General features: G+C 34.5%; 20 protein-coding genes. 3 read left to right on the plus strand and 17 right to left on the minus strand.

Annotation, left to right across the window (positions count from 1 at the left end):
• Nucleotides 1–250 precede the first annotated feature (250 nt).
• From spoIVA to ACS127_RS14505, 5 genes are all read right to left on the minus strand, one after another.
• Nucleotides 251–1,729, minus strand: coding sequence for a stage IV sporulation protein A (spoIVA, locus tag ACS127_RS14485; protein WP_440895738.1), 1,479 nt, complete (start codon nucleotides 1,727–1,729; stop codon nucleotides 251–253).
• A 1,173-nt stretch (nucleotides 1,730–2,902) separates the two neighbouring features.
• Nucleotides 2,903–3,163 carry a stage VI sporulation protein F gene (locus tag ACS127_RS14490; RefSeq protein ID WP_440895739.1) on the minus strand — a complete coding sequence of 87 codons (261 nt, stop codon included), beginning with the start codon at nucleotides 3,161–3,163 and terminating at the stop codon, nucleotides 2,903–2,905.
• Nucleotides 3,164–3,231: 68 nt separating this feature from the next.
• Nucleotides 3,232–4,272 (minus strand): NAD(P)H-dependent glycerol-3-phosphate dehydrogenase, encoded by a 1,041-nt coding sequence (locus ACS127_RS14495; RefSeq protein WP_440895740.1) that lies wholly within the window; start codon nucleotides 4,270–4,272, stop codon nucleotides 3,232–3,234.
• A 12-nt stretch (nucleotides 4,273–4,284) separates the two neighbouring features.
• A complete protein-coding gene (gene der, locus ACS127_RS14500) occupies nucleotides 4,285–5,595 on the minus strand; it encodes a ribosome biogenesis GTPase Der (protein WP_440895741.1) in 1,311 nt (436 codons plus the stop codon).
• 290 nt (nucleotides 5,596–5,885) lie between these two features.
• Nucleotides 5,886–6,284 (minus strand): YbaN family protein, encoded by a 399-nt coding sequence (locus tag ACS127_RS14505; RefSeq protein WP_440895742.1) that lies wholly within the window; start codon nucleotides 6,282–6,284, stop codon nucleotides 5,886–5,888.
• Nucleotides 6,285–6,818: 534 nt separating this feature from the next.
• Between ACS127_RS14505 and ACS127_RS14510 the strand changes: the two genes are divergently transcribed.
• A complete protein-coding gene (locus ACS127_RS14510; protein WP_440895743.1) occupies nucleotides 6,819–7,790 on the plus strand; it encodes an aminoglycoside phosphotransferase family protein in 972 nt (323 codons plus the stop codon).
• Nucleotides 7,791–8,018: 228 nt separating this feature from the next.
• Here ACS127_RS14510 and ACS127_RS14515 read toward each other — a convergent pair whose 3' ends face one another.
• The 5 genes from ACS127_RS14515 to ACS127_RS14535 all read right to left on the minus strand — a co-directional run bounded on the left by ACS127_RS14515 (nucleotide 8,019) and on the right by ACS127_RS14535 (nucleotide 13,569).
• A complete protein-coding gene (locus ACS127_RS14515) occupies nucleotides 8,019–8,567 on the minus strand; it encodes a YphA family membrane protein (RefSeq protein WP_440895744.1) in 549 nt (182 codons plus the stop codon).
• 667 nt (nucleotides 8,568–9,234) lie between these two features.
• Nucleotides 9,235–10,686 carry a glycoside hydrolase family 1 protein gene (locus ACS127_RS14520; protein WP_440895745.1) on the minus strand — a complete coding sequence of 484 codons (1,452 nt, stop codon included), beginning with the start codon at nucleotides 10,684–10,686 and terminating at the stop codon, nucleotides 9,235–9,237.
• A 56-nt stretch (nucleotides 10,687–10,742) separates the two neighbouring features.
• Nucleotides 10,743–11,093, minus strand: a complete 351-nt coding sequence (locus tag ACS127_RS14525) for a PTS lactose/cellobiose transporter subunit IIA (protein ID WP_440895746.1) — start codon at nucleotides 11,091–11,093, stop codon at nucleotides 10,743–10,745.
• 463 nt (nucleotides 11,094–11,556) lie between these two features.
• Nucleotides 11,557–12,810 (minus strand): PTS sugar transporter subunit IIC, encoded by a 1,254-nt coding sequence (locus ACS127_RS14530; protein WP_440895747.1) that lies wholly within the window; start codon nucleotides 12,808–12,810, stop codon nucleotides 11,557–11,559.
• A gap of 420 nt (nucleotides 12,811–13,230) precedes the next feature.
• On the minus strand, nucleotides 13,231–13,569 hold the full coding sequence (locus tag ACS127_RS14535) for a PTS sugar transporter subunit IIB (RefSeq protein WP_440898153.1): 339 nt from the start codon (nucleotides 13,567–13,569) through the stop codon (nucleotides 13,231–13,233).
• Nucleotides 13,570–13,738: 169 nt separating this feature from the next.
• Here ACS127_RS14535 and ACS127_RS14540 point away from each other — a divergent pair, with 169 nt between their 5' ends.
• Nucleotides 13,739–15,631, plus strand: coding sequence for a BglG family transcription antiterminator (locus ACS127_RS14540; RefSeq protein ID WP_440895748.1), 1,893 nt, complete (start codon nucleotides 13,739–13,741; stop codon nucleotides 15,629–15,631).
• Between the two features lie 341 nt (nucleotides 15,632–15,972).
• Here the strand turns inward: ACS127_RS14540 and rpsA are convergent, their stop codons facing one another.
• From rpsA to sleB, 6 genes are all read right to left on the minus strand, one after another.
• A complete protein-coding gene (gene rpsA, locus ACS127_RS14545; protein ID WP_440895749.1) occupies nucleotides 15,973–17,115 on the minus strand; it encodes a 30S ribosomal protein S1 in 1,143 nt (380 codons plus the stop codon).
• 94 nt (nucleotides 17,116–17,209) lie between these two features.
• Nucleotides 17,210–17,791, minus strand: coding sequence for a lysophospholipid acyltransferase family protein (locus tag ACS127_RS14550; protein ID WP_440895750.1), 582 nt, complete (start codon nucleotides 17,789–17,791; stop codon nucleotides 17,210–17,212).
• Nucleotides 17,792–18,472: a (d)CMP kinase gene (gene cmk / locus ACS127_RS14555; protein ID WP_440895751.1), complete on the minus strand. Its 681-nt coding sequence runs from the start codon at nucleotides 18,470–18,472 to the stop codon at nucleotides 17,792–17,794.
• Between the two features lie 43 nt (nucleotides 18,473–18,515).
• Nucleotides 18,516–19,178 (minus strand): flagellar brake protein, encoded by a 663-nt coding sequence (locus tag ACS127_RS14560; protein ID WP_440895752.1) that lies wholly within the window; start codon nucleotides 19,176–19,178, stop codon nucleotides 18,516–18,518.
• A gap of 159 nt (nucleotides 19,179–19,337) precedes the next feature.
• A complete protein-coding gene (ypeB, locus tag ACS127_RS14565) occupies nucleotides 19,338–20,672 on the minus strand; it encodes a germination protein YpeB (protein ID WP_440895753.1) in 1,335 nt (444 codons plus the stop codon).
• A gap of 15 nt (nucleotides 20,673–20,687) precedes the next feature.
• Nucleotides 20,688–21,617 carry a spore cortex-lytic enzyme gene (gene sleB / locus ACS127_RS14570; RefSeq protein ID WP_440895754.1) on the minus strand — a complete coding sequence of 310 codons (930 nt, stop codon included), beginning with the start codon at nucleotides 21,615–21,617 and terminating at the stop codon, nucleotides 20,688–20,690.
• A 224-nt stretch (nucleotides 21,618–21,841) separates the two neighbouring features.
• Here sleB and ACS127_RS14575 point away from each other — a divergent pair, with 224 nt between their 5' ends.
• On the plus strand, nucleotides 21,842–22,426 hold the full coding sequence (locus ACS127_RS14575; protein WP_440895755.1) for an adaptor protein MecA: 585 nt from the start codon (nucleotides 21,842–21,844) through the stop codon (nucleotides 22,424–22,426).
• A gap of 50 nt (nucleotides 22,427–22,476) precedes the next feature.
• On the opposite strand, the gene ACS127_RS14580 is transcribed toward ACS127_RS14575, so the two are convergent.
• A complete protein-coding gene (locus tag ACS127_RS14580; protein WP_440895756.1) occupies nucleotides 22,477–22,632 on the minus strand; it encodes a hypothetical protein in 156 nt (51 codons plus the stop codon).
• Nucleotides 22,633–22,822 lie beyond the last annotated feature (190 nt).

The following is a 22,822-nucleotide window of genomic DNA, read 5'->3' on the forward strand; positions in this document are numbered from 1 at the left end:
TTTCTATACTTCGTATCACCAATTTATTAGGTGACAAAGCTTATAATAAACGACTTTTCCCACAAATTCAACAAAAAATACAAGATTATTTAATTTTGTTTAAAATATCTAAATTAAAAAACCATGTTTTTTTGCTTTAAACTCGATATGAAAGCTTGTCAAATCAAGCTTTCAACATTTAAATCGTAACATAGCTAATCTTATAATGCAACTTTTGACAAAAATAAAAAACGACTTGATTTTCAAGTCGTTATAGTATGATGGCGATCATTCCGCCAGATCCTTCATTTATAATTTTTTCTAATGTATCTTTTAACTTATGGCGGACATTCTCAGGCATTAATGTTAACTTGCCTTGAATTCCCTCACGAACAATTGAACTTAATGATCGACCAAAAATATCTGATTGCCAAATTGAAAGTGGATCATCTTCAAAGTCTTGCATTAAGTATCGCACCAGTTCCTCACTTTGCTTCTCTGTCCCAATGATCGGTGAAAATTCTGATTCTACGTCCACTTTGATCATGTGGATAGATGGAGCAATAGCTTTCAATCTAACACCAAAGCGAGAGCCCTGACGAATGATTTCGGGTTCGTCTAGTGTCATATCATTTACAGTTGGTGCAGCAACGCCATAGCCTGTTTGTTTGACCATTGTCAATGCATCTGCAATTTGATCATATTCTTTTTTGGCTTTTGCAAAGTCTTGCATTAATTCTAGCAAATGGTCTTTCCCAGTAATTTCTTCACCAACAATTTCTTTTAATACTTGATCATATAAATGATTTGGAGCATCTAAGTCTATTTCTGCGACTCCTTCTCCCATGTCCATTCCATTAATTTTTGCATTTTCAATATAGTCGTATTCAGCAAAATTACCTACCACACGGTCCACATCACGTAATCGTTTAATATCCTTAACGGTCTCTTGGATTGCCTCCTGATAGCTTATTCTGAGCCAGTGTTCTTCATTTAATACCATCACCCAACTTGGTAAATTAACATTGACTTCAAGTACTGGGAACTCATACAAGGCTTCCCTTAAAGTATTATAAGCATCTTCTTGATTCATTCCTTCTGCACTCATTGCAATAACTGGAATGTCATACTGTTCATTAAGTGATTGTCTTAACAATTCAGTATCTTGATGATACGGTTTTGTCGAATTGAGAATCATAATAAATGGTTTTCCAACCTCTTTTAGTTCCTCTACAATTCGTGACTCTGCTTCAAGATAATCCTCTCTTGGTATATCTCCAATTGTTCCATCAGAGGTTACAACAACTCCTATTGTTGAATGCTCTTGAATCACTTTCCTTGTACCAATTTCCGCTGCTTCATTAAACGGAATCGGTTCTTCATACCATGGCGTATGAATCATTCTTGGACCATTTTCATCTTCAAAACCTTGTGCACTATCAATTGTATAGCCTACACAATCGACCAATCTGACATTGACTGCTAACCCTTCATCAACTTCTAGTTGGACAGCTTGGTTCGGAACAAATTTAGGTTCCGTTGTCATAATCGTTCTTCCAGCTGAACTTTGTGGCAGCTCATCTTGAGTCCTGTTCCGCTCTTCTTCATCCTCCATATTTGGTATGACCACATTCTCCATAAATTTTTTAATGAAGGTTGATTTTCCCGTGCGAACCGCACCGACTACACCAAGATAAATATCACCATTTGTGCGTTTTGAAATATCTTTAAAAAGATCTACTTTTTCCACATAATCCCCTCCCGGTCTCCTTCGACATCGCAAAGTGCGATCTATTGACACTATGAGTCTATGATGTTGTCCCAATGGATTATGACAGTTGATTTATGATTATTTCTCAGATTATTATTTTTTACCCTATTATCAGAGATATATGCTCTATTTAATATTTAATGAATAGATAAAACGAAACTTCAATCAGTGGGATTTTCGCTCCAATGTTGTCAGGTTAGTACGACCGCTTTGGAAATATACTTCGCTTTCCGTGGGCTTGTCCTCAGCCTCTTCGAAAAAGAAGTACACTTTTTCTGTGGGGTCTTCACACGGCGCTTTCCCACAGGACAAGGAAAGCTACGTCAGCGAGACATCGCACGAAGAAAATTGCCTTTTATTTTCGAGGAGTCTACGTATATTTCCTACGCTCTGATTACGTAGGGTTCAATTTCTGAATGACCTACTCGTTTTTTGTCTCAACTTTTTTATCATCTACTTTCTCATGCAAAATGGAGCGTGTTCAATCATTCAAAAACAATGGACCACACACTTTCTAGTGAATGTTCATCTCATCTCAGCTGTTGCTGATATCTACTTAGAGTAGTCACTTCTATTAATTATGGAAAAAGTTAGACGAAAAGACCCATTAAAAAATGATCAAGTCACAACTATCAAGAGGAAAGCATCTCTTCTGCAGAGAGGGGTCCCTCTATATCCATATTCTGTTTGTTCATGAATAAATCTTTTTGTTCCACCCTCTTGATCGATTACTTGGCTTAAGCTGACAACATTAGTTTTCGCTCTTCTCCCACTGATTGTTTAGTTGAGTGATTCAGGACATTAGCTCACCTGATCTCCCGCCTAGCTAAATCAACTTACTTCTTTCTTTTATTCGAAGGACCACAGGCTAAAACCACCACATCGTGTGGTAACGCCTGCGTGACCAACGTCGTGGGACTGGGACTGCGATTACTCGCCCCACCGTAGAGATTTGCGGTTACTCGCCCCATCGAAACCCATTGTTGCCCCGAGTTTTACGGACGGTTATCTGTGATAAATAAAGCCGAGATAGAAGGGGCATTCTAACTCGGCCTGACTAAGATTAATACCCAGGAGCAACTTTAATGTGAGTACTGTGCATAATATTTTATGCAGTGGATTGCTTGATGTATAAACAAACACCCAACCATACTACTTTTTAAATTGCTGTCCTAAAGTATTGATGTCTTTCGGGATTTTATTTTGGGTAATGGTTTGAACAAGTTTATCTTCTTTTTCTTTTGAAATCGGCTTATTAGCCATTTGGCTTAACTGCTTTACAAGATCTCTTACCGTTGCTTCATCAGTAAAATCAGCGTTTTGAACTGAATTTGCCACATTAAAAATGTCATCAGGTTTTATATTTGCTTTATTTTTAATTTGATTAAAAATACCTTTTTGGTTGTCACTCACCTAGTTTCCTCCTTGCTTAACATTTTCAAGATACTATATGCAAGAAGGGGTTAACCTGTTCATCTTTATTATTGACTGTAATACTGTTTCAGCATAGCATGCACTTCATCTACTTCATGTCGTTTCGTTCGAGTCATTAATTGTTCAACAACTTCACGTGGATTCGCATTCTCAAATAAGATCTTATAAATACCAAAGGTGATTGGCATCTCGATTCCCTTACTTTTTCCCAGATGGTAAGCGGCTTTCGTTGTCCTGACACCCTCTACCACCATATTCATATCTGTTAAAACGTGTTCTAAGGATTGTCCTTTAGCAAGCTTGTATCCAGCATTCCAATTACGACTATGGCGACTTGTCGAGGTCACAATTAAATCACCAATTCCCGTTAAACCAATAAAAGTAAGCGGGTCCGCTCCCATGACTGTTCCTAATCTTGCGATTTCAGCTAATCCTCTTGTCACAAGGGCTGCTTTTGCATTATCACCAAAACCTAAACCATCAGAGATTCCAGCCCCAAGAGCAATAATATTTTTTAAAGATCCCCCTAATTCAACACCAACCACATCATTATTTGAATAAACGCGGAAGCGGTCATTCATGAATAAGTTTTGAGCGTGTAATGCAGCTTGATTTGATTTTGAAGAGGCTGTTACCGTTGTTGGGTGTCCAACACTCACCTCTTCAGCATGACTTGGACCAGATAAAATAACAATTTCATCATAAAGATCGTTTGGAAGCTCTTCCTCGATCATCTCAGACACACGTTTAAAGGTTTCTGGCTCAATTCCCTTCGTTCCATGAACAATGGTTACCTTATGTTTAAGAACTGCTTTGACTTGTTGACAGACTGAACGAATGGCTTCAGTTGGTAAGACAAAAATAACAGCTGATACATCTGCTAAAGCTTGTTCAAGATTACTATAAGCTTTTAATTGTTCAGGAATGATAACATCCTTGAGATAAGTTGTATTACGATGGGTTTGATTAATTTCTTTGGCATGCTGCTCTAAATGTGTCCACAAACGGACATCATGACCATTTTCATTTAAAACAATCGCTAAAGCTGTTCCCCAGCTTCCAGCACCTAATACAGCGATCTTCTCCATATCTTCATCTCCTTAGCTGCGTTTTCTAGCAAATATTTTAATGGGTGTACCTTCAAAGCCGAATGCTTCTCGGATTCTATTTTCTAAAAAGCGTTGATACGAAAAATGCATCAGTTCTGGATCATTAACAAACACAACAAATGTTGGTGGTTTAACTGCCACTTGTGTGGCATATAGAATCTTCAATCTTCTTCCATTTATCGTTGGTGTCGGATTAAGTGCAACAGCATCCATAATCACATCGTTGAGAATACTTGTTTCTATACGTTTTGCATGATTCTCACTGACAAGACGAACTTTTGGCATTAATGTATGAATTCGTTTACTCGTTAAAGCTGAAAGAAAAACGATTGGCGCATAATCTAAAAATAAAAAATGTGCCCGAATTTGATCTTCAAACTTTTTCATAGCTTTGTGATCTGAATCAATAGTATCCCACTTATTAACAACGATTACGACTGCCTTACCATATTGATGAGCATAACCGGCAATTTTTTTATCTTGCTCGATAATGCCTGTCTCTGCATCAATTAAAGCTAAGACAACATCAGAACGTTCTATTGCTTTTAAAGCACGCAAAATACTATAACGTTCAGTTGATTCATAAATCTTGCCGCGCTTTCTCATCCCAGCTGTATCAATGATTACAAAATCCTGTCCATCAAATACAAAGGGTGAATCGATCGCATCACGAGTTGTGCCAGCAATATTACTTACAATAACACGATCTTGCTGCAAAATCGCATTGACAAGTGAGGACTTACCAACATTGGGACGACCAATCACACTAAAATATAAGGCATCATCATCTGCAGGGTCTTCCTCGAATTTTGGAAATAGGTGAAGGACTTGGTCAAGCATATCACCTAAACCTAACCCGTGAGTCCCAGATATCGGATAAGGCTCACCAAAACCAAGACTATAGAATTCATAAATCTCTTCTCTCATTTCAGGATTATCAACTTTATTAACAGCTAAAACAACTGGTTTATTTGATTTATAAAGAATCTTAGCAACTTCTTCATCAGCTGCTGTGATCCCATCCCTGCCATTGACAATAAAAATAATAACATCTGCTTCATTAATCGCAATATCAGCTTGTTCTCTCATTTGAACAAGCAGGGGTTCATCACCCAATTCTATTCCACCTGTATCAATTAAATTAAATTCAGTTGTTAACCATTCAACTTTAGAATAAATTCGATCTCGTGTTACGCCAGGTATATCATCTACGATTGAAATTCTTTCTCCGACAAGTCGGTTAAAAATAGTTGATTTCCCAACGTTTGGACGTCCAACTATTGCTACAACAGATTTCCGCATGAAAGGGTCATCCTTTCTATAATTTACTAAGTTCAGCTATAAAATGCTTCTCTCTAACTTATATAGTTTAGCAAAACTATGCATTTTAAACAATCTTTTCTGATCATGAACTTTTTAAATCTGGGTTTATCGAGACTTTCACAAAAAAATAAGAAATTGGCTATAATTCTTCTTTTCACATGCTTCAAAGAATATTTTTTAAAGTTTGCTTTGAATGTTCTACCGTTTATAAAAAGAAAAGACAGCCATTTTAATGCACATGACTGTCTAATATAAAATATATGCATGGACTAACTTTCCTCAATTGCTGTTTGCTGTGGTACTGTTTTTAGTGTCAATAAATAGATCGTCACCACAGTCGCAATTAGAGTTAGCATAACTTTCAAATAAATATGAGGTACAATGATAATAGAGATTATCATCGATAACCAAAGAATGACAATGGCACTGATCTTTGTTTTTACTGGAATTGCCTTATACTTAATATAATCATGGATATACTTGCCAAATACTTTATGATTGATTAACCAATGATATAATCGCTTTGAGCTACGCAAATAAAAAAAAGCACTCACTAATAAAAAGGGCGTCGTCGGCAAGATTGGCAGAAAAATACCCAATATAGCCAACCCTAACGTCATCGAGCCAAATAAAATGTAGAATAATTTCTTAATATAAGTTAAATTCATATGTAAAGTCTCCTTCCCCTACTAACAATTGGAGCAGATGTATGTAAATAACAAGCTTTTTGACCATTTCAAGCAACAAAATTAAGCTGTTTTCTACATTGAGCATTCCCAGATTGATCCGAAATATTCATGTGTTTTTTCACGATTAGAAGGATAACAAAACTTCAATCAGTGGGAGTTGGACCTACAGGATGTAGGTCATGCATATGGTTCCGGTGCCCCGAGTTTTACGGACGATTATCTGTGATAAACAAGTTTGTCAAACGTACCTTATCACCCTATTTTAATCATAAATACTCTTGCAGCTGATTAATTGTTAGTTTTGCCATTTTTACAGTCTCCCTTCTATTTATTCTATCATTTTCTCATCTTTAGTCGCAAAATTATTAACTACACATGTGCAATTCTTACATTGTTCTATATTACTTAGATATTTTAAAGTCGATATTCATGATAAAATGAGATAACAATTGAGTGTATAATGGGTTGATATTCATAAGATAAGACAATAGCAAAAGGCTGAATAGCTTTTTGTTGCAAAATATATTAAATTTAAAGAAACCGCTTAACGGCATAAACAAAAGTTTTACAAAAGGAGACCCAATGATTAATATAAAAGAAATTATCACCTCTAATCAATTATCTGTTGATAGCTATGAAGAGCTAAAATCAGGCTATTCCTCCGCAAAGAAATATAAACTTTATTCTGCTGAGAGAAAACCATTATATCTTTTGAAAATCTACGATCTTAAGAAAAAGGATAGAATTAAACAGCAATTTAAGTTATTAAATAAACATTATGAAAATAACGTGTTATGCCCAAAAGCAATCATATTTAATTTTAATAAGACCGAACAGATATGTTATTTGATTTTATCTTATCTAGAAGGGACAAGTGGCGATATAGTTTTGCCAACATTAACAGAAGATTCACAATATAAGATAGGATTACAAGCTGGAAAAGAGTTAAGGAAAATACATTTAATGACTCCAGAGACTTCATTTAATGGGTACAAAAAGCGATTAAATAAATATCAAAATAAAAGAGCGACCTGTAAAAGGTTAGGTCTTACTTTCTATCAACAGAAATTTGTAGAAAATTATATCAATGAGCATATACACCTGCTAAAAAATAGTCCTGTTTGCTTCCAACATGACGATTTTCATCCGCAAAATATCATTATAAAGAATCAAAAGATAGCTGGTATTATTGATTTCGACTCATTCGATTGGGGAGATCCATTTGAAGAATTTTTTAAACTGCCTAAATATACAGTGCAAACAAGTATCCATTTTGCTAAAGGTCAAGTGATGGGATATTTTGCTTGCAGTATCCCTGACGAGTTCTGGAAAAAATACAACTTGTTCGTTGCACTGAATCAACATGCCAGCCAAATTGGCGGTTATTCGATGGGAAATTTAGCATATGTGAAAGAGAGAACGAAGCATATAATCGATACCCATGATTTTATCACTAATAAGCCACCTAAATGGTTTACGGAATAGAACTGATCATTTTCGAATGATGAATACCCCTTCCCTTCATTTCTACAGACATTTGAAGTGGCAGGTCAAGGGTTATCAACATTCAAGATGACGATTAACCAATAGAGGGGTCGACACACTGGTGTACTGAACATATCCAACTCCTCTGTCCCATTGGTCCTGCCCCCCTGAGACTACTTGAGTCTTTATCTTCCATAAAAGAACAGATAACGCAATGACCTTGCAACTTTAAGTTACTTTATAGCTAAATGTGAGCAGGTGAAAAAGGATCATAAGGAAGATCACTAAATAAAGTGAGCTAAATAGCGCAGCATCTCCGACAATTATGTGCCAATTAAGTTTTTGAACATTGTAGGCAAATAGCCATTCCCCTGTAAGACATGAAGTCACAAGAAGTATTATTCGTTCTTTGTATGCTCTAACAAAAATAAGTAGAATACACATGAAAACAAGAGCAATCAAGAAAAACTCATTAGCTAATACCCAAATCGGACTTGTAATAAATAAATAACGAAAGCCGACATACATTATAATTAAACAAAAGAGCAGATAATAATTAAAATAATTTGTCGATTTCATTATAGTGATTAACCAAAAAATGGCTAAGCAATATAGATAGGGTAAAGTAAAGGTTAAATGATCAACCTGAATATGAAAGTTAATCAAAATAACATTAAACATTAAACCAATCACTATGAGTCTTTTGACTGTGATGTGATATGTTGAGAAAAAACTAAAAAAAATGATACCTAACCAACTAAACCAATAATAAACCATTCTCATCCCTCCACTTGCTATCTCAGTATGGCTATTATTTTCAATTACTAAACCAAAAAAGAAGCTGTTGCAAAATGTATGATGTACATCTTTTTGGATAATCTAATCGATCGCACGGCAATCCTTTGTTTGAATATCAAAGCCCGTTCACAGTCTTAACTCCCAGCTAGAAAAACGGAGTAGAGCACACCTATTCAGTATTTCGATCGATTATTTAAGCCAAAATGTCGGATAGAGACTCTCTATCACGCATTTCAAACGAAATTCCAAATTAAAATGTCGGATAGAGACCTTCTATCATGCTTTTTAATAAAAATTACAAATTAAAATGACAGATAGCCCCCTTCTATCAATTATTTCAATCAAGGTCCCAAGCCAAAATGTCGAATAGAACCTATCAATCCAGTACTTTGAGTGAAATGGCAAGCCAAAAAGTTGAAAAGAATGGTTCAATCATAGTTTCAATACTGACAAAGAGAAAAGCTATTGCACAATATATACTTCATTGTGCAATAGCTCTGTTTTCGGCAAATAATGTTGGTAAATAAAATTTTTACAATATTTGTTTAAAATAAAGCTCTTTAAAATCATATTCCTAATGTTAAACCCTAGTAATCGGTCACGATATTTTTCCTTCATTTAAAATGACTGTTTAATTATCAGCGAATCACAAGTCTGCACCATTGCTTGCGATCACTTTTTGATACCAATAAAACGAATCTTTTTTAAACCGGTCGCCTGTACCTTTACCGAAATCATCCAAATCTACATAGACAAAACCATATCTTTTACTCATTTCTGCTGTACCAGAACTGACTAAATCAATCGGTCCCCAAGGTAAGTAAGCGAAGATATCTACCCCATCCTTAACAGCCTCACCAACTGCTTGGATATGTTGTCGCAAATAATCAATTCTATAATCATCATGAACTGTACCATCTTCAAAAACATCCTCATAACCAAAGCCGTTTTCTGCAATCATGATTGGTTTTTGATAACGAGCCCAATATTGACTTAAAGAGTGATAAAGACCTAATGGATCGATCGTCCAACCCCAGGCGTTTGCTTCTAAATAAGGGTTTTCACTAATAGTAGCCGGGTCCATTGTATTTTTCTCTGAATCAAGTGTTCTAGAATAATAGTAAGAAAGCGCTAGGAAGTCTAACGTGTTTTCTTTTATAATTATTTTATCTTCTTCACTAATATTAATATTAATGTTATTTTCTTTAAAATATCTAAACATATGTCTTGGATATTCTCCCCTTAACTGAACATCTGCGTAGAAATATTGCATCCGGATTCTTTTCATTGCAAAAACAATATCCTCTGGCTTACAAGTATGTGGATAATAGGTACAGTCAGCCAGCATGATACCAATTTTAATCTCTGGATTAAGCTTTTTGGCATATTGTTTTAATTTTGCATTGATGATAAATTGATGATGAATGGCTTGATACTGATCTTCTACAAGGTTGTCCGTTTTATCTCTTAAAATTCCTACAGATTTAAATGAGTTATATTGAATCAAATTAGTTTGATTAAACGGAATCCAACATTTAACTTTATCTCCATACCGATCTAGCAATACTTTTCCATAACGAGTCATAAACTCGATAAGCTTAGGGTTACGGAATCCTCCATATTCGGTTAATAAATGAAGTGGAATATCATAATGGAACATAGTCACAATCGGTTCCATACCAGCATTTACTACTTCATTAATAACTTTATCATAGAATTCAAGTCCTTTTTGATTGGGTTCAAGCTCGTCTCCATTTGGAAAAATCCTCGGCCAAGCAATTGAAAATCTAAAACTATTAAATCCCATTTCTTTCATTAACGCAATGTCTTCCTTATATCGATAATAGAACCCATTCCCATGTCTCTTAGGATAGTAGCCTTCCTTGTCAGTTACTGCCTTTGCCAAAGTCTCACTCGTATGCTCGTTTTCAACCAATTTACTTCGGTATTTTTTTCGATCCAAAGTTGAATTATATTTGTGAATATCAGATGTTGAAAGCCCTCTGCCATCTACATCATAAGCACCTTCTATTTGACAAGCCGCTGTTGCTCCTCCCCATAGAAAACCCTTTGGAAAATTATATTTAACATTATTCATTATGAATCTCTCCCTTATTGTTTATATTTTTCTCTCTCACTATTTATCATTATTTATTATCTTTTACTCACCGTTAATTCATATAACTCAATTATCTGTTTCATCAGACGTATTTCCGACATAATTGTCATCAAATGGTCTTGTGCATGATTGAATAATAAAGAAGGTTCATGTTTAATTCCTCGTGCCTCATCTTGGATAATTCTCGTTTGAGAACGATGTGCTTTTAAAATTCCATTTGAATTTGCTTCATTAATTTTTTCATAAGCAGCCTTAAAATCTTCTTCTTTTGCTAATTTAAATGCTTCATCAGCCAATGCTCTTGCATTTCCTGCATGTAAGATGATTTGCATAGCAACAGAATTTAATTCATTTTCTTCATCTACTATTTTGTCTGAATTTGACATATTTATCCACCCATCCCTTTAATTTATGTTTCTTCACCTTATTTATCACAGTGTAAACTGTGGTTATTCGTCCCATCACATTGTCGGCACTGCCACGTCCTATGCCTCTTAAAACTCCCACTCTAATAAATAAGGAAATAGTTTTTTCTAAGCAAGAGATTCAACAACTAATAACGACCCGATTGGTTCAGACCTATAGGTTTATAGGTCACAAAAGTGTCGCGACAATTCTTTTTTTGTAGGGTGAGTCATTCTTGCCTAAGGCGTCACATACTTAGCTCTTATTCTCTAGGATAGTGGAGGTAGACTAAAACCGCTACGTCTGGGACTGAAACTCAAAATAAGCTAGATACATACTTATTCTTGCGGTGTAAATACTCCGTCAGTGCAATTACTCGTCCCACCGGATACATTGACATGATCCAGATTGGATAGGCTTACCCCCACTAAATGAAGTTTTACTTTATCCTACTAATCCTTCAGTTGTTTGTTCTGCTTCTTCCTGCAATTTTTGTTTTTCATATACTTTAAAGAATGGATACCAAGTGACAAGGTATATTCCAAATAGAAGAATAAAAAAGAATACTGCGCGAAAATCTTCTGTAATCATGACACTTGCAAAGGGATCAGGAATTTGTCCCACTTGGATCATTTGAGCTGGAATATTCAAAAGATTACTTCTCATTGCAAGATACACCACTGTTGGTCCCGTAATAGCGTTAATCCACATGGGTACCATCAGTAGTGGATTCAAAACGACAGGTGCACTATATACAATCGGTTCGTTAATATTAAAAATAGACGGTATGATCGTGAGCTTGCCTATTGTTTTTAAATCTTTTGATTTAGAGAAAAGCATTAATAAATTTAACGTTAAGGTAGCGCCAATTCCCCCCATTGTAATAAGGCCAGCTGTAAATACTGTTTCCCTTGTTACGATATTTACTGGATCTAAACCTTGTGAGACAAGTTCTATATTAGCAACTATACCTGCCATGAAAATTGGTGTTATAACACCGTTCGTCACCCAACTAGACATCCCTATGCTGTAAAAGAAAGACATCATAAATATTATTAAAATAAACCCTGGTAAAGTTTGACCAAAAGTCTGAATTGGTGAAAATGCATCAAGAATCAAATCAAAAATATCTAAATTAAATCTAAAACTTAATAATGCGGCTATTCCAATTGAAACAAAGATTGGAATAATATTATGAATCCATCCAATTACAAAATCCGGTAAACTAGATTCGCTTAATAAGTTCATTTTTCCAACCAGGTTAAAAATAATAGCGACTAAATAACCTGCGATAATCCCCGCTAAAATGCCCATAGGACCCAAGCGAGCGAATTCAACTGTCATCATGCCGTTATCATTAATGATAGGACTAGTAAACAGAAGAAAAACTGCAACAGCTGTTAAACCTGCATTTACCGTATAATTTATGCGTCCTAACTCTTCCATAGCCTGATTTGCCAGTATAAATGCAGTTATCACTCCTAACATGCCAAAAGTGAAATCAGCAATTCTACCTAAATCAGGTAAAGCATCTATATAAGAACGTACAACGTTATATAGGAAAATGAGTGATCCTGTTAAAATAAACGGAATAATTTTCCTCATAGTGGTTGATAAAGCTGCCACCCAGGGTTTTTGTGTGAATTTATTTACTGTTGGAGCAAATGAATTAGTTAACCAGTTCATAAAAGTTTTCAATTTTTCCTACCTCCTTTTATTTCTTTTATTTTCAAAAGTCTGTACTCTTTCCTACCCACAATAATGTTTGATCAAAAATCATTGTGAGCTTCTCAAAAGAACTTGAAAGAACCTATAAAGTAGCTTGATTAAGTTTTCATCACATTCTCCATACTAATAAAGGAATGTGATAAAAGATTTTGATTAGCTGTTATAGTTAAATTAGATGATCATTTCTTTAGCACATTTACTAAATATTAAAGAATAACCTAATAAATTTATTCATTGACATTTATTACAGATTTAATTTTAACTAGTATCTTTCCAACTTATTTAGGAAAACTTTGTTATCATTTTAAATGTAGGCCACTCAATGGTGAATGTTTTAGTCGTCTTAAGACACATTTATAAATCTCACCGAAAATACTTGCCTATTCTGAACTAACTCTTTTCTTTAAGTTCAAAGGCGAAATCTAATAACTTATCACCATCTAAGGTACCGTAAATTTTTTGTGGAATGACATCTACCAATACATTTAACGGTTTAGCTAATTCAGTAAACTTATCCTTATAAGCCTCAAAATGTGGACCTAATAACAAAACATCTATTGTTGGTAAGTGTGAGACGGCTTCCGTTTCACTTTTCGCCTGTACTTGTACATCTATCCCCCTCTTCTTTGCTGCTTTTCTTGTTTTTTGGGCTAAAAACCCACTGGACAGACCTGCGCCACAACATAATAAGATTTTTAAGCTTTCTATGATGAATCTCTCCTTTTCTATTTGATGACTCCATTATGAATTGAAATTTGAAACGCCTCCACTTCTCTTTTGCACGGTAGCGTGAAAAAAGAAAAACAAAGATATTTCACCCCATCGTGCAATTGACAAGTTGAATGATCAACCGGTTTAATTATAAGTTAAATATATATTTCAAAGTAGGGATGATATTATGGTAGACAAGAAAAAAAGGTTAATGTTTTATTTACTGGAGCAACAATCTTCTTGCACTGCTTCTGAATTGGCTAAATTTTTAGATATTTCTATTCGAACGGTTAAAACATATATCAAAGATATTAATTTAATGACCGACAAGAAGATCATTCACTCTTCTAATAAAGGTTATTTAATTAACAAACAAGACGCACTCTCTTTCTTAGGTAAACAGCATTCTTTTCCACAGAATTACTCGGAAAGAGCTTTTTATATTATCAAAAAAATACTAGTCGAACACAAAAATCCAAACGTTTTTGATCTTTGTGATGAATGGTTTATCAGCTACTCTACTTTTAAAGCTGATCTTGCAAAAATGAACACTACTTTTCAGATTTTTAATGTTCGTTTTTCTACTCAAAATGATATTGTGCAAATAAAAGGAGCCGAAAAGGATAAGCGTTCTTTATTATCTAGTGTCATTTTTAAGGAAACCAATAACCGTGTTCTTGAATTAAATACATTAAAGGAATCATTTGGAGAAGAGGATATTGGGAAAATAACCAATATTATTAATGATTTTTTTAAAAAAGACAATTATAATTTAAATAATTTCTCTTATATGAACTTGTTGTTACACTTCTCTATTCTTATCGATAGGGTAAAAAAAGGACACTATCTTTCAGAAATTCGTGAAATCATGACGGAAAATACAGAAGAATTAGCCTTGATTGAAAAGCTATCGGAAAGGATTGAAGAAGATTTTTCAATTCGCTTAAATGCTTATGAAAGAAATGAAATTTATATCCTCTTTAAAACAAATGTTAATTATCTGATTGATTCCAATTATAAGCAATTGAAAAAGGTGATTGGTTCGGAGTATCTAAATACAGTTTATGAAATAATTGATGAAGTTTCCGACCTATATTCGATTGATTTAAACCATGAAAGTTTTACCGTTCCTTTTGGCTTACATATTAGGTCTTTGGTGACTAGAGCTTCTTTAAAAAAACATAATAAAAATCCCTTTTTAGAAAAAATAAAACGTGATTGGCCGATTATCTATGATATAGCAATCTTTATATCATTAAGACTTTCTGACATCTATAACATAGACATAAAAGAGGATGAAGTCGCTTTTATTTTTCTTCATATTGGAACAGAAATTGACCGACAAAATTCAACAACGAATAAATTAAAATGTATCCTACTGTGTCCAGATTATTTAGGTCTTGAAAAAAAGATCTACAATCAATTGTTGTTGGAATTTGCTAATGATATATCCATTGAAGCCATCATATCCAGTTTTGAAGAAGTAGATAATTATGCTTTTGATTTACTGATTACCGTTATGGAAGATGAGCGAAATAATTATTATCCATCTGTATTGATTTCTCCATTTCAACTTGATAAGCAAAAAAAGGAGATTCACGAAAAAATACATGAAACACAACAAGCGAAGAAAAATGAACTGATCTTCAACAACTTTGAAAAATATTTTAATGAAGAGTTATTCTTTACGGTCGAAAATATTTCTAAAAATAAGGTTATTGAAACAATTTGCGATAAAATGGAAGAGATGGGCTTTGTTTCAGATTCTTTCAAAGCAGATGTTTTCGAAAGAGAGAATGCTTCTTCTACATCCTTTGGACAAGTCGCCATCCCCCATTCTGTGCATATGAATGCCCTACAAACCAAAATTGGTATCGCAATTAGTAAGAGAGGAATTACTTGGGGAGATAATATTGTAAACGTTGTCTTGCTTATAGCTGTTAACAAACTCGATAAGGAAGTATTTTTAACGATAAATGACTCCATACTATCTTTATTTGAGAATCAAAATGTCTTTGAAATAATGAAAAATGCATCAAGCTTATCCGATTTCAAAGATATTGTTTTTTTAAATATATAATTCAATTTATCTTTATAGAGAATGCCCAAAAAGTCCGTTAAAAAATATCACCGCCTGTGTCAAACGTCGAAGGTACCATATTTTACGGGCTTTTTGGCTTGTTTTTTCTTTACTCATGTATCCAAATGCAATCCATTCGGTTTCTGGAAAGTGACAAAACTTTTTCTTCATGAAAAACCATCTACTCAAAACGATGCCATCTTAAACTTTTCGGTTCGGGGTCTTTTCATCTTTATTTGAACACCCATATGGCGAATAAAGGTTGTACGTTAAATAGCGTCAGTGAGTTTTATTTTAAACCCACCAACGCTATTTATTGTATAGAGCTATATTTTAATGTTTTATTCTTTAAATTTATCTAATTGATCACCAATCACATCACTAAATGAAAAGCCTGCCTCGTCGTCTTCTTTTTCATACGATTTTAACTCTTGTTGATTTTTTTCAATTTCTATTTCCTTAATACTTAGTGAAATACGTTTGTCTGCTTCATTAACATCAAGGACTTTCACTTGAACCTTTTGGTCAACTTCTAAAACCTCTTGCGGTGTACCAATGTGTTCAGTTGAAATTTGTGAAATATGAACTAAGCCTTCAACTCTAGGAAGTACCTCAACAAATGCCCCAAAATGGACTAATCGTTTGACAACACCTTCAACAACGTCACCTGGAGACAGTTTACTTTCAACATTTTCCCATGGTCCTGGTAAAGTAGCTTTAACTGATAATGAAATACGTTCAGACTCTGGATCAATGGAAAGAATTTTAACCTTTATTAACTCATCTTCTTTTACAACATCATTTGCATGCTCAACATGCTCATGGGCTAATTCAGAAATATGAACAAGACCATCAATACCACCTAAATCAACAAAGACACCAAAATCAGTGATTCTGGCAACTTTTCCTTCAACAACTTGTCCTTCTTGTAGGTTAGCGAGCAGTTCTTCTTTTTTCACTTCTTCTTCCGCTTCAACGACCGCTCGATGAGAAAGAATCACACGGTTTTTCGTTTGATCAAGTTCAACCACTTTTAAACTAAGTGTTGTATCTAAATAATTAGAAAAATCATCAACAAAATGGGTTTCTACTAATGAAGCTGGAACAAAACCTCTGACACCAACATCAACGACCAAACCACCTTTAACAATCTCTTTAACAGTGGCTTCAAATACTTCACCAGTTTCTAATTTATCTTCTAAATCGTTCCATGCTTGTTCAGTATCAACAGCTTGTTTTGATAAGATAACTTCATCATCAGTTATCTTCTTTATCTTTAATGTTAATTCATCATCGATATTAACGATCTCACCAGCTGTTTCGATATGAAGATTCGATAATTCATTGATCGGAACGATACCATCTGTTTTCCAACCAATATCTACTAGAACTTGCTTATCTTCTACTTTAACGACTTTACCTGTCACCTGTTCACCTACAGTTAATTCTTTTAGTTCTGATACTTCTTTATTCATTTCATCCATAAAAAGAGCCTCCTTCAATTTACAACAAAAAATATAACTATCTTTTTCTAACTTCTAACATTTAAACGAATTTGTCAAGTCATATCGTTTATATTTAAGAATTAGTTTTTAATAAATGCTTTAATTCGTCCATAATTTTATCTGTTGCTTCTTTAGCAGATGCTTTTTGTTCGCGTAATGAAGTCATTTCAACTGGAGAACCAAAAACAACTTTTAATTTACGACCAATTTTGTATGGTCCCATTATAACACATGGAACGACAATTGCATCTGATCGAAGAGCAAAAAAGCCAATTCCTGATAAGCCTTCTCTTAATTCACCTGTCTTACTTCTTGTCCCCTCCGGAAATATTCCTAGAGCTTTCCCATCTTTAAGAAGATTTAAAGCATGTCTTAATGCTTGACGATCTTTCATCCCTCGTTTGATTGGAAAAACATTTAAATGTGTTAATAATTTATTTAACCATCTCTTTTCAAATAATTCTTCCTTTGCTAGAAAATGAATATCTCTAGTCGCAGCTCCCCCAACAATTGGTGGATCAAAGTTAGAAATATGGTTAGAACAAATAATAACGGGGCCACTTTCAGGAATATGCTCTTTACCAATCACCTCCATCCGATAAAGCGGTTTTAATAGATACCAAACAAGATTTTTGGCAAATCGATAAAAAGACATCTACTTCTCTCCTTTGCGCTCAATAATCTTCAGTATTTTTTCAACAACTTGATCAATACTTAAAGACGTCGTATCTAATTCAATCGCATCATCAGCTTTTATTAATGGCGATTCTTTTCTTTCCATATCAAGCTTATCTCTAGCTGCGATTTCCTTTTTTAATTGTTCAAGATTGGTTTGATAACCCTTTGCCATATTTTCTTTACAACGACGTTCTGCACGCTCATCAACTGATGCAATAAGGAAAATTTTTACTTCAGCTTCTGGAATGACATGGCTACCAATATCTCTGCCATCCATCACAACATTGCTTTCTTTTGCCAGTTCCCGTTGATGATTAACCATCACTTGACGAACCAGTCGATGTTTGGCCACAGCTGATACACGATTAGTTACGGCTTCACTTCTTATTTTCTCCGTTACATCAAGATCATCAAGAATGACTCTTTGCTCCTGATTGGACTGAATCAGTTTAATTCTCGTTTCAAGTAATAATTGATAAAGAGCCTCTTCGTCATTAATATCAACTTTCTGTTCTATTGCCTTTAATGTAATGGCACGATACATGGCTCCTGTATCTATGTATATATAATTTAATTTATTTGCTATTTTTTTAGCAACAGTACTCTTACCAGCAGCTGCCGGACCATCTATTGCAATAGCTATTCCTTCATGTTTCATGGATTCGTCTTCCTCTCACTCTACATTCATTCTAAACAAAAGCTTATCTTGATAATAATTGTCTGCGTTCTTTAAGCTGTGTTTCAAAACAATACTGAATCATAAGCTGGCGGTCACGTTCATAAATATTGATAAACTTCATTGATAATATTTTTTTACTTTCTTTTGTCTTCTCATATGTTCGAATCACCTCTGCTCGAGCAAAAATATAATCAATTTCATCATCTTTTGAGCATAGAACAATGACCAAATCTAAAGCTGTAGTAGGTTCTATTTGAATACCTTCTGGGAGGATAACAGAAATACCTCCACCACTTACATCTTTCGTAACTGTTGTGAACTCTTTTTCTTCATCATTAGGATCACTAATGGCAACATCTAGATTTGCATCAACTCTTACATATTCTCTGCGTTGTACCTTTTTAAGTTCATTTTGATCAAAACGCAATAATAACATCGGTACTTTTTCTCTTTTGCGATCGACAATTTCAGTATGAAATTTATATACTGCTTGATCTTTTCCCACAAAATAAGCAGAGAAAAAGGTTCCTTTAGGAAAATAATCAGTTCGACCTGTTTGGGTATTAATTGGATAATCTATGTAAAGAATCGCTCCCTTTTGTTCGACAATACGACATCTGAATCGTTGGATTTCCTCTTGTTCATGGTCATACTCTAATGTTAACATCGTACCTATCTTAACCATTAAAACTTTCACCTCCACAAATATAACTAATTATATTATGACAAACAATACAGTAAATAGGCAAGGTAATATATTAAATTAAATAGGAAAAAGCACCCCTTTTGTCATTATGGATGCTTTCTTCCTCTTACAGCAAAGTTTTCTGTCTATATTTTTATTTTAATCCCATTTACTCTCAACATCATGCATTAACTCAACAAATACTTCATTGCCCGTATTGGCATCAATAAAAATCCGATAGGTGTCTTGATCAAGGGTACCAAAGAAAGCATAGGCAAGAACTTCATTGCCCGCTTCATCTTCAACAATGGCTAAATGTTGGTCCTCAATATTTAATGCCGAGCTCACATGATCACTTGCCTCATCGAGGGATAGCTCTGGCTCTTCTATCTCTCTTTCACGATGATTCCGATAAAAATCAGTTGCACTAAAGCCAATAATATCTCCAGTATCTAAAGCCACTTTGACCATAATTTGATCTGGATAAATCCAGACATCATCCTGACTAACAGCATATTGAAATAGACCTGTGTGATCATATTGACTAGAGCGCAAGCGTTTAACATCATCAAAACCTTGTTCCTTTAAAAGCTGATTAGCCTTCTGTTCTGCATCATGTAAGCTTATCTCTGCCTCTGATAAATCACGGCTAATCATATAGGATAAAACATGTCCGCCCTTTTCTGTAATTTCTACATAACCTTGTTGATCATCATGTGTAAAAGACCCACTATAGGTATCTAATTGTGCACCTTCTCCACTTTTTTGTAAATCGATCTCTAATTCCTCTGTTAAATCAAATTGCTCCCTGATCAAGTCACTCACTTCTTCTTCAGATATAGACTCACCATCAACAAATTGGAAGGACTCTTGCTGTGATGGGAAATCTGATGATAAGTTATGAAAGTGGGATTCGTTAAAACCAGACGTGTATTCTTCTACTGCTGTGAAACCATCAATAATATGATTAGGTTGCTCTCGATCATTGTTCGCTAGGGCAAGTTCAACATCGACCCATCTAAGCTGGTCATCAAAAACCTTATGTTGGACTGTCCTCAGTTCTTTTCGAATCTCATTAGCCGATTCATATAATGAAGATAAACGGTCTGTTTCATCATCTGATAGAGGTTCATTATCAAGATCACGTATCGCTACGTGATATGTGAATTCTCCGATATCGGCTAAAAAACTTTCTGTTTTACTAAACGGTAATAAACCTAATGGCAATTGGCTTACATCACTTTGAGCCTGCGAAGTTAATTGCCATATATCTAGCATTTGAGGTGATAAGGTATCTTTGGTATTTAATGCTAGTGTTGTTCCAATCTTGTCATATAAAAGATCAACATGATATGTTAAATCATGAAATGCACGTTGATAATTATTTTCTGCATGAACCATTACTGATTCTTTTTCAGTAAATTGGCGATAACCCCAGATCCCAGTTGAAATTAAACCGATTGAAAGTATCGTAATAATAATCCATCTTTTCATGCAAATCCCTCCTTTTTAATAGCAAAAAATGTGTTTACCAATTCTTTTAATTTGCGGTCGTGACCAAATCCAGTTACTTGTTGCTGTATCTGGATTAAAATAATAAATAGCTTCACCTGTTGGATCCCAGCCATTTATCGCATCAAGTACAGCTCTTTGTGATGTTTCATCTGGTTCTAAATAGATTTGCCCATCAGCTACCGCTGTAAAAGCTAAGGGTTCATAAATCACGCTAGAAACCGTGTCTGGAAATATTGGACTTTGAATCCGATTTAAAATGACTGCAGCAACAGCAACTTGTCCTTCATAGGGTTCACCACGTGCCTCACCATAAACAGCTTGAGCCATTAAGCGAATATCATTTTGTGAAAAACCATTCGGAATATTTACCGAGGTCGGTTCAATTGGTGCTTCAGTTACTGAGGTCTGATCATCAGCTGTTTGTGACTCTTGATCTGTGCCTTGGTCAGTTCCTTGATCAGTACTTTGATCTGATTCCGCTTGATTTTGTTGTTGAGGCGCTTCCTCTGCTTTTGGCTGTGATTTAGAGGAACCTTGTTTAACTTGGTCTTCTAAATCCATACCACCATAATGCGTAAAGGAATTACCTGCATCAATATTTTTTCGAACAAATTCCTTATCATAGTCACTATTTTGGACTAATTTATCCTTAGCCTCTTTTCCCGCTAAACCATCAATCTCCATGCCAAACTCATACTGAAAATTTCGTAACGCCCAATATGTTCCCCAACCAAATACCCCATCGATTTGACTATTAAAAAAACCAAGATATTGTAGTCTTGCTTGAAGTTCAACGACATCCTCTCCGGTTGCACCATGTTGAATAACCTGCGGACTAAATGCCTGTGATTCATGCCAATGATTAAAGCTTATACCTGTAATTATCGTTAATGTAATTAAACACTTTACAATCATACTTTTCATTTAATCGCCTCCTGAGTTATCCTAATATTCATTAGTTACTCATTAGCTTTTATAAAAGTTTACTTTTTATACACAAAATACTCAGATCATTTACAGCAAATCTTCAATATGTCAAAAGTTTTATCAGGCTTCTGAGTTTCAATTTTAGAAAGAGTATCATATAATGGTTGAAAGATGTCATTCCATTTTATTGGGGCATCATATAATAAGTGGAGGTGATTGACATGCGATTAGAAAGAATTTCAGCCAATAAATTTAAAATTTTTTTAACATTTGATGATTTAGTTGAACGAGGATTAGCAGATGACTTAATGTTAGAGAACCTACCTGGTATGCAAATTCAATTTCATGACATGATGATTGAAGCAAGTGATGAACTGGATATTGAGTTGTCTGGCGTATTGACGGTGCAGGTTTACATGATACAGGCACAGGGCATGTTAATTATCGTAACTCAAGAAGATTTAGAGGATGAGAATGAAGAAGAGGATGACTATATCGAAATGCAAGTGACACTTTCAGAAAGAAAATCGTTACTTTATTTATTTGAGGATTTCGAAGACATCATTCAATTTGCTAAAATTGCAGAACGACTAAATATTAACTCTGGGGCAATTTATTTCTATCAAGACCATTATTATTTGTATTTTCCTGAAAGCCTGCTAGACGAACACATCAAGGAAGATTTAATCGCTTTATTATCAGAATACTCTACTGCTACTGTTGTCTCTCCAGAACAAATTTTTGAATATGGTAAACCCATTATGACGGATAATGCCATGTTGCAAACACGAAATTTCTTTAAATAAACAGATCATCTGGGCGACCATTTCAGCATGATTATGGTTCAAGTTAACAACTAGAGACCTAGGAGCAGAAATTCAGAAACACTTAAACTAAATACAGCTACTTTAAAAAAATGGGTTACAATGATGCCATACTTAACCTTATCAAGAAGAATAATAAAACCGAATGCAATCCGTACTAAAGTTGATTGCACTCGGTTTATTTTCATTTAAATCATAAAGCTAAATTAATAAATCGTTCATTTAATAACTGTCTATGTGATTAAGTCAACTTTCCTCTATTAAAACATCTCTTCAAAAGTTCAAATCATTTATTTTAATGATATCATCTTATCTGCATCATAAAATCATGTGACAATCGAAGCTAAAGAAGCTCTGTTCTCGTTACATAATAACGTT

It is taken from the genome of Amphibacillus sp. Q70 (genome assembly GCF_052055485.1).
In the GTDB taxonomy this organism is placed as follows: domain Bacteria; phylum Bacillota; class Bacilli; order Bacillales; family Amphibacillaceae; genus Amphibacillus.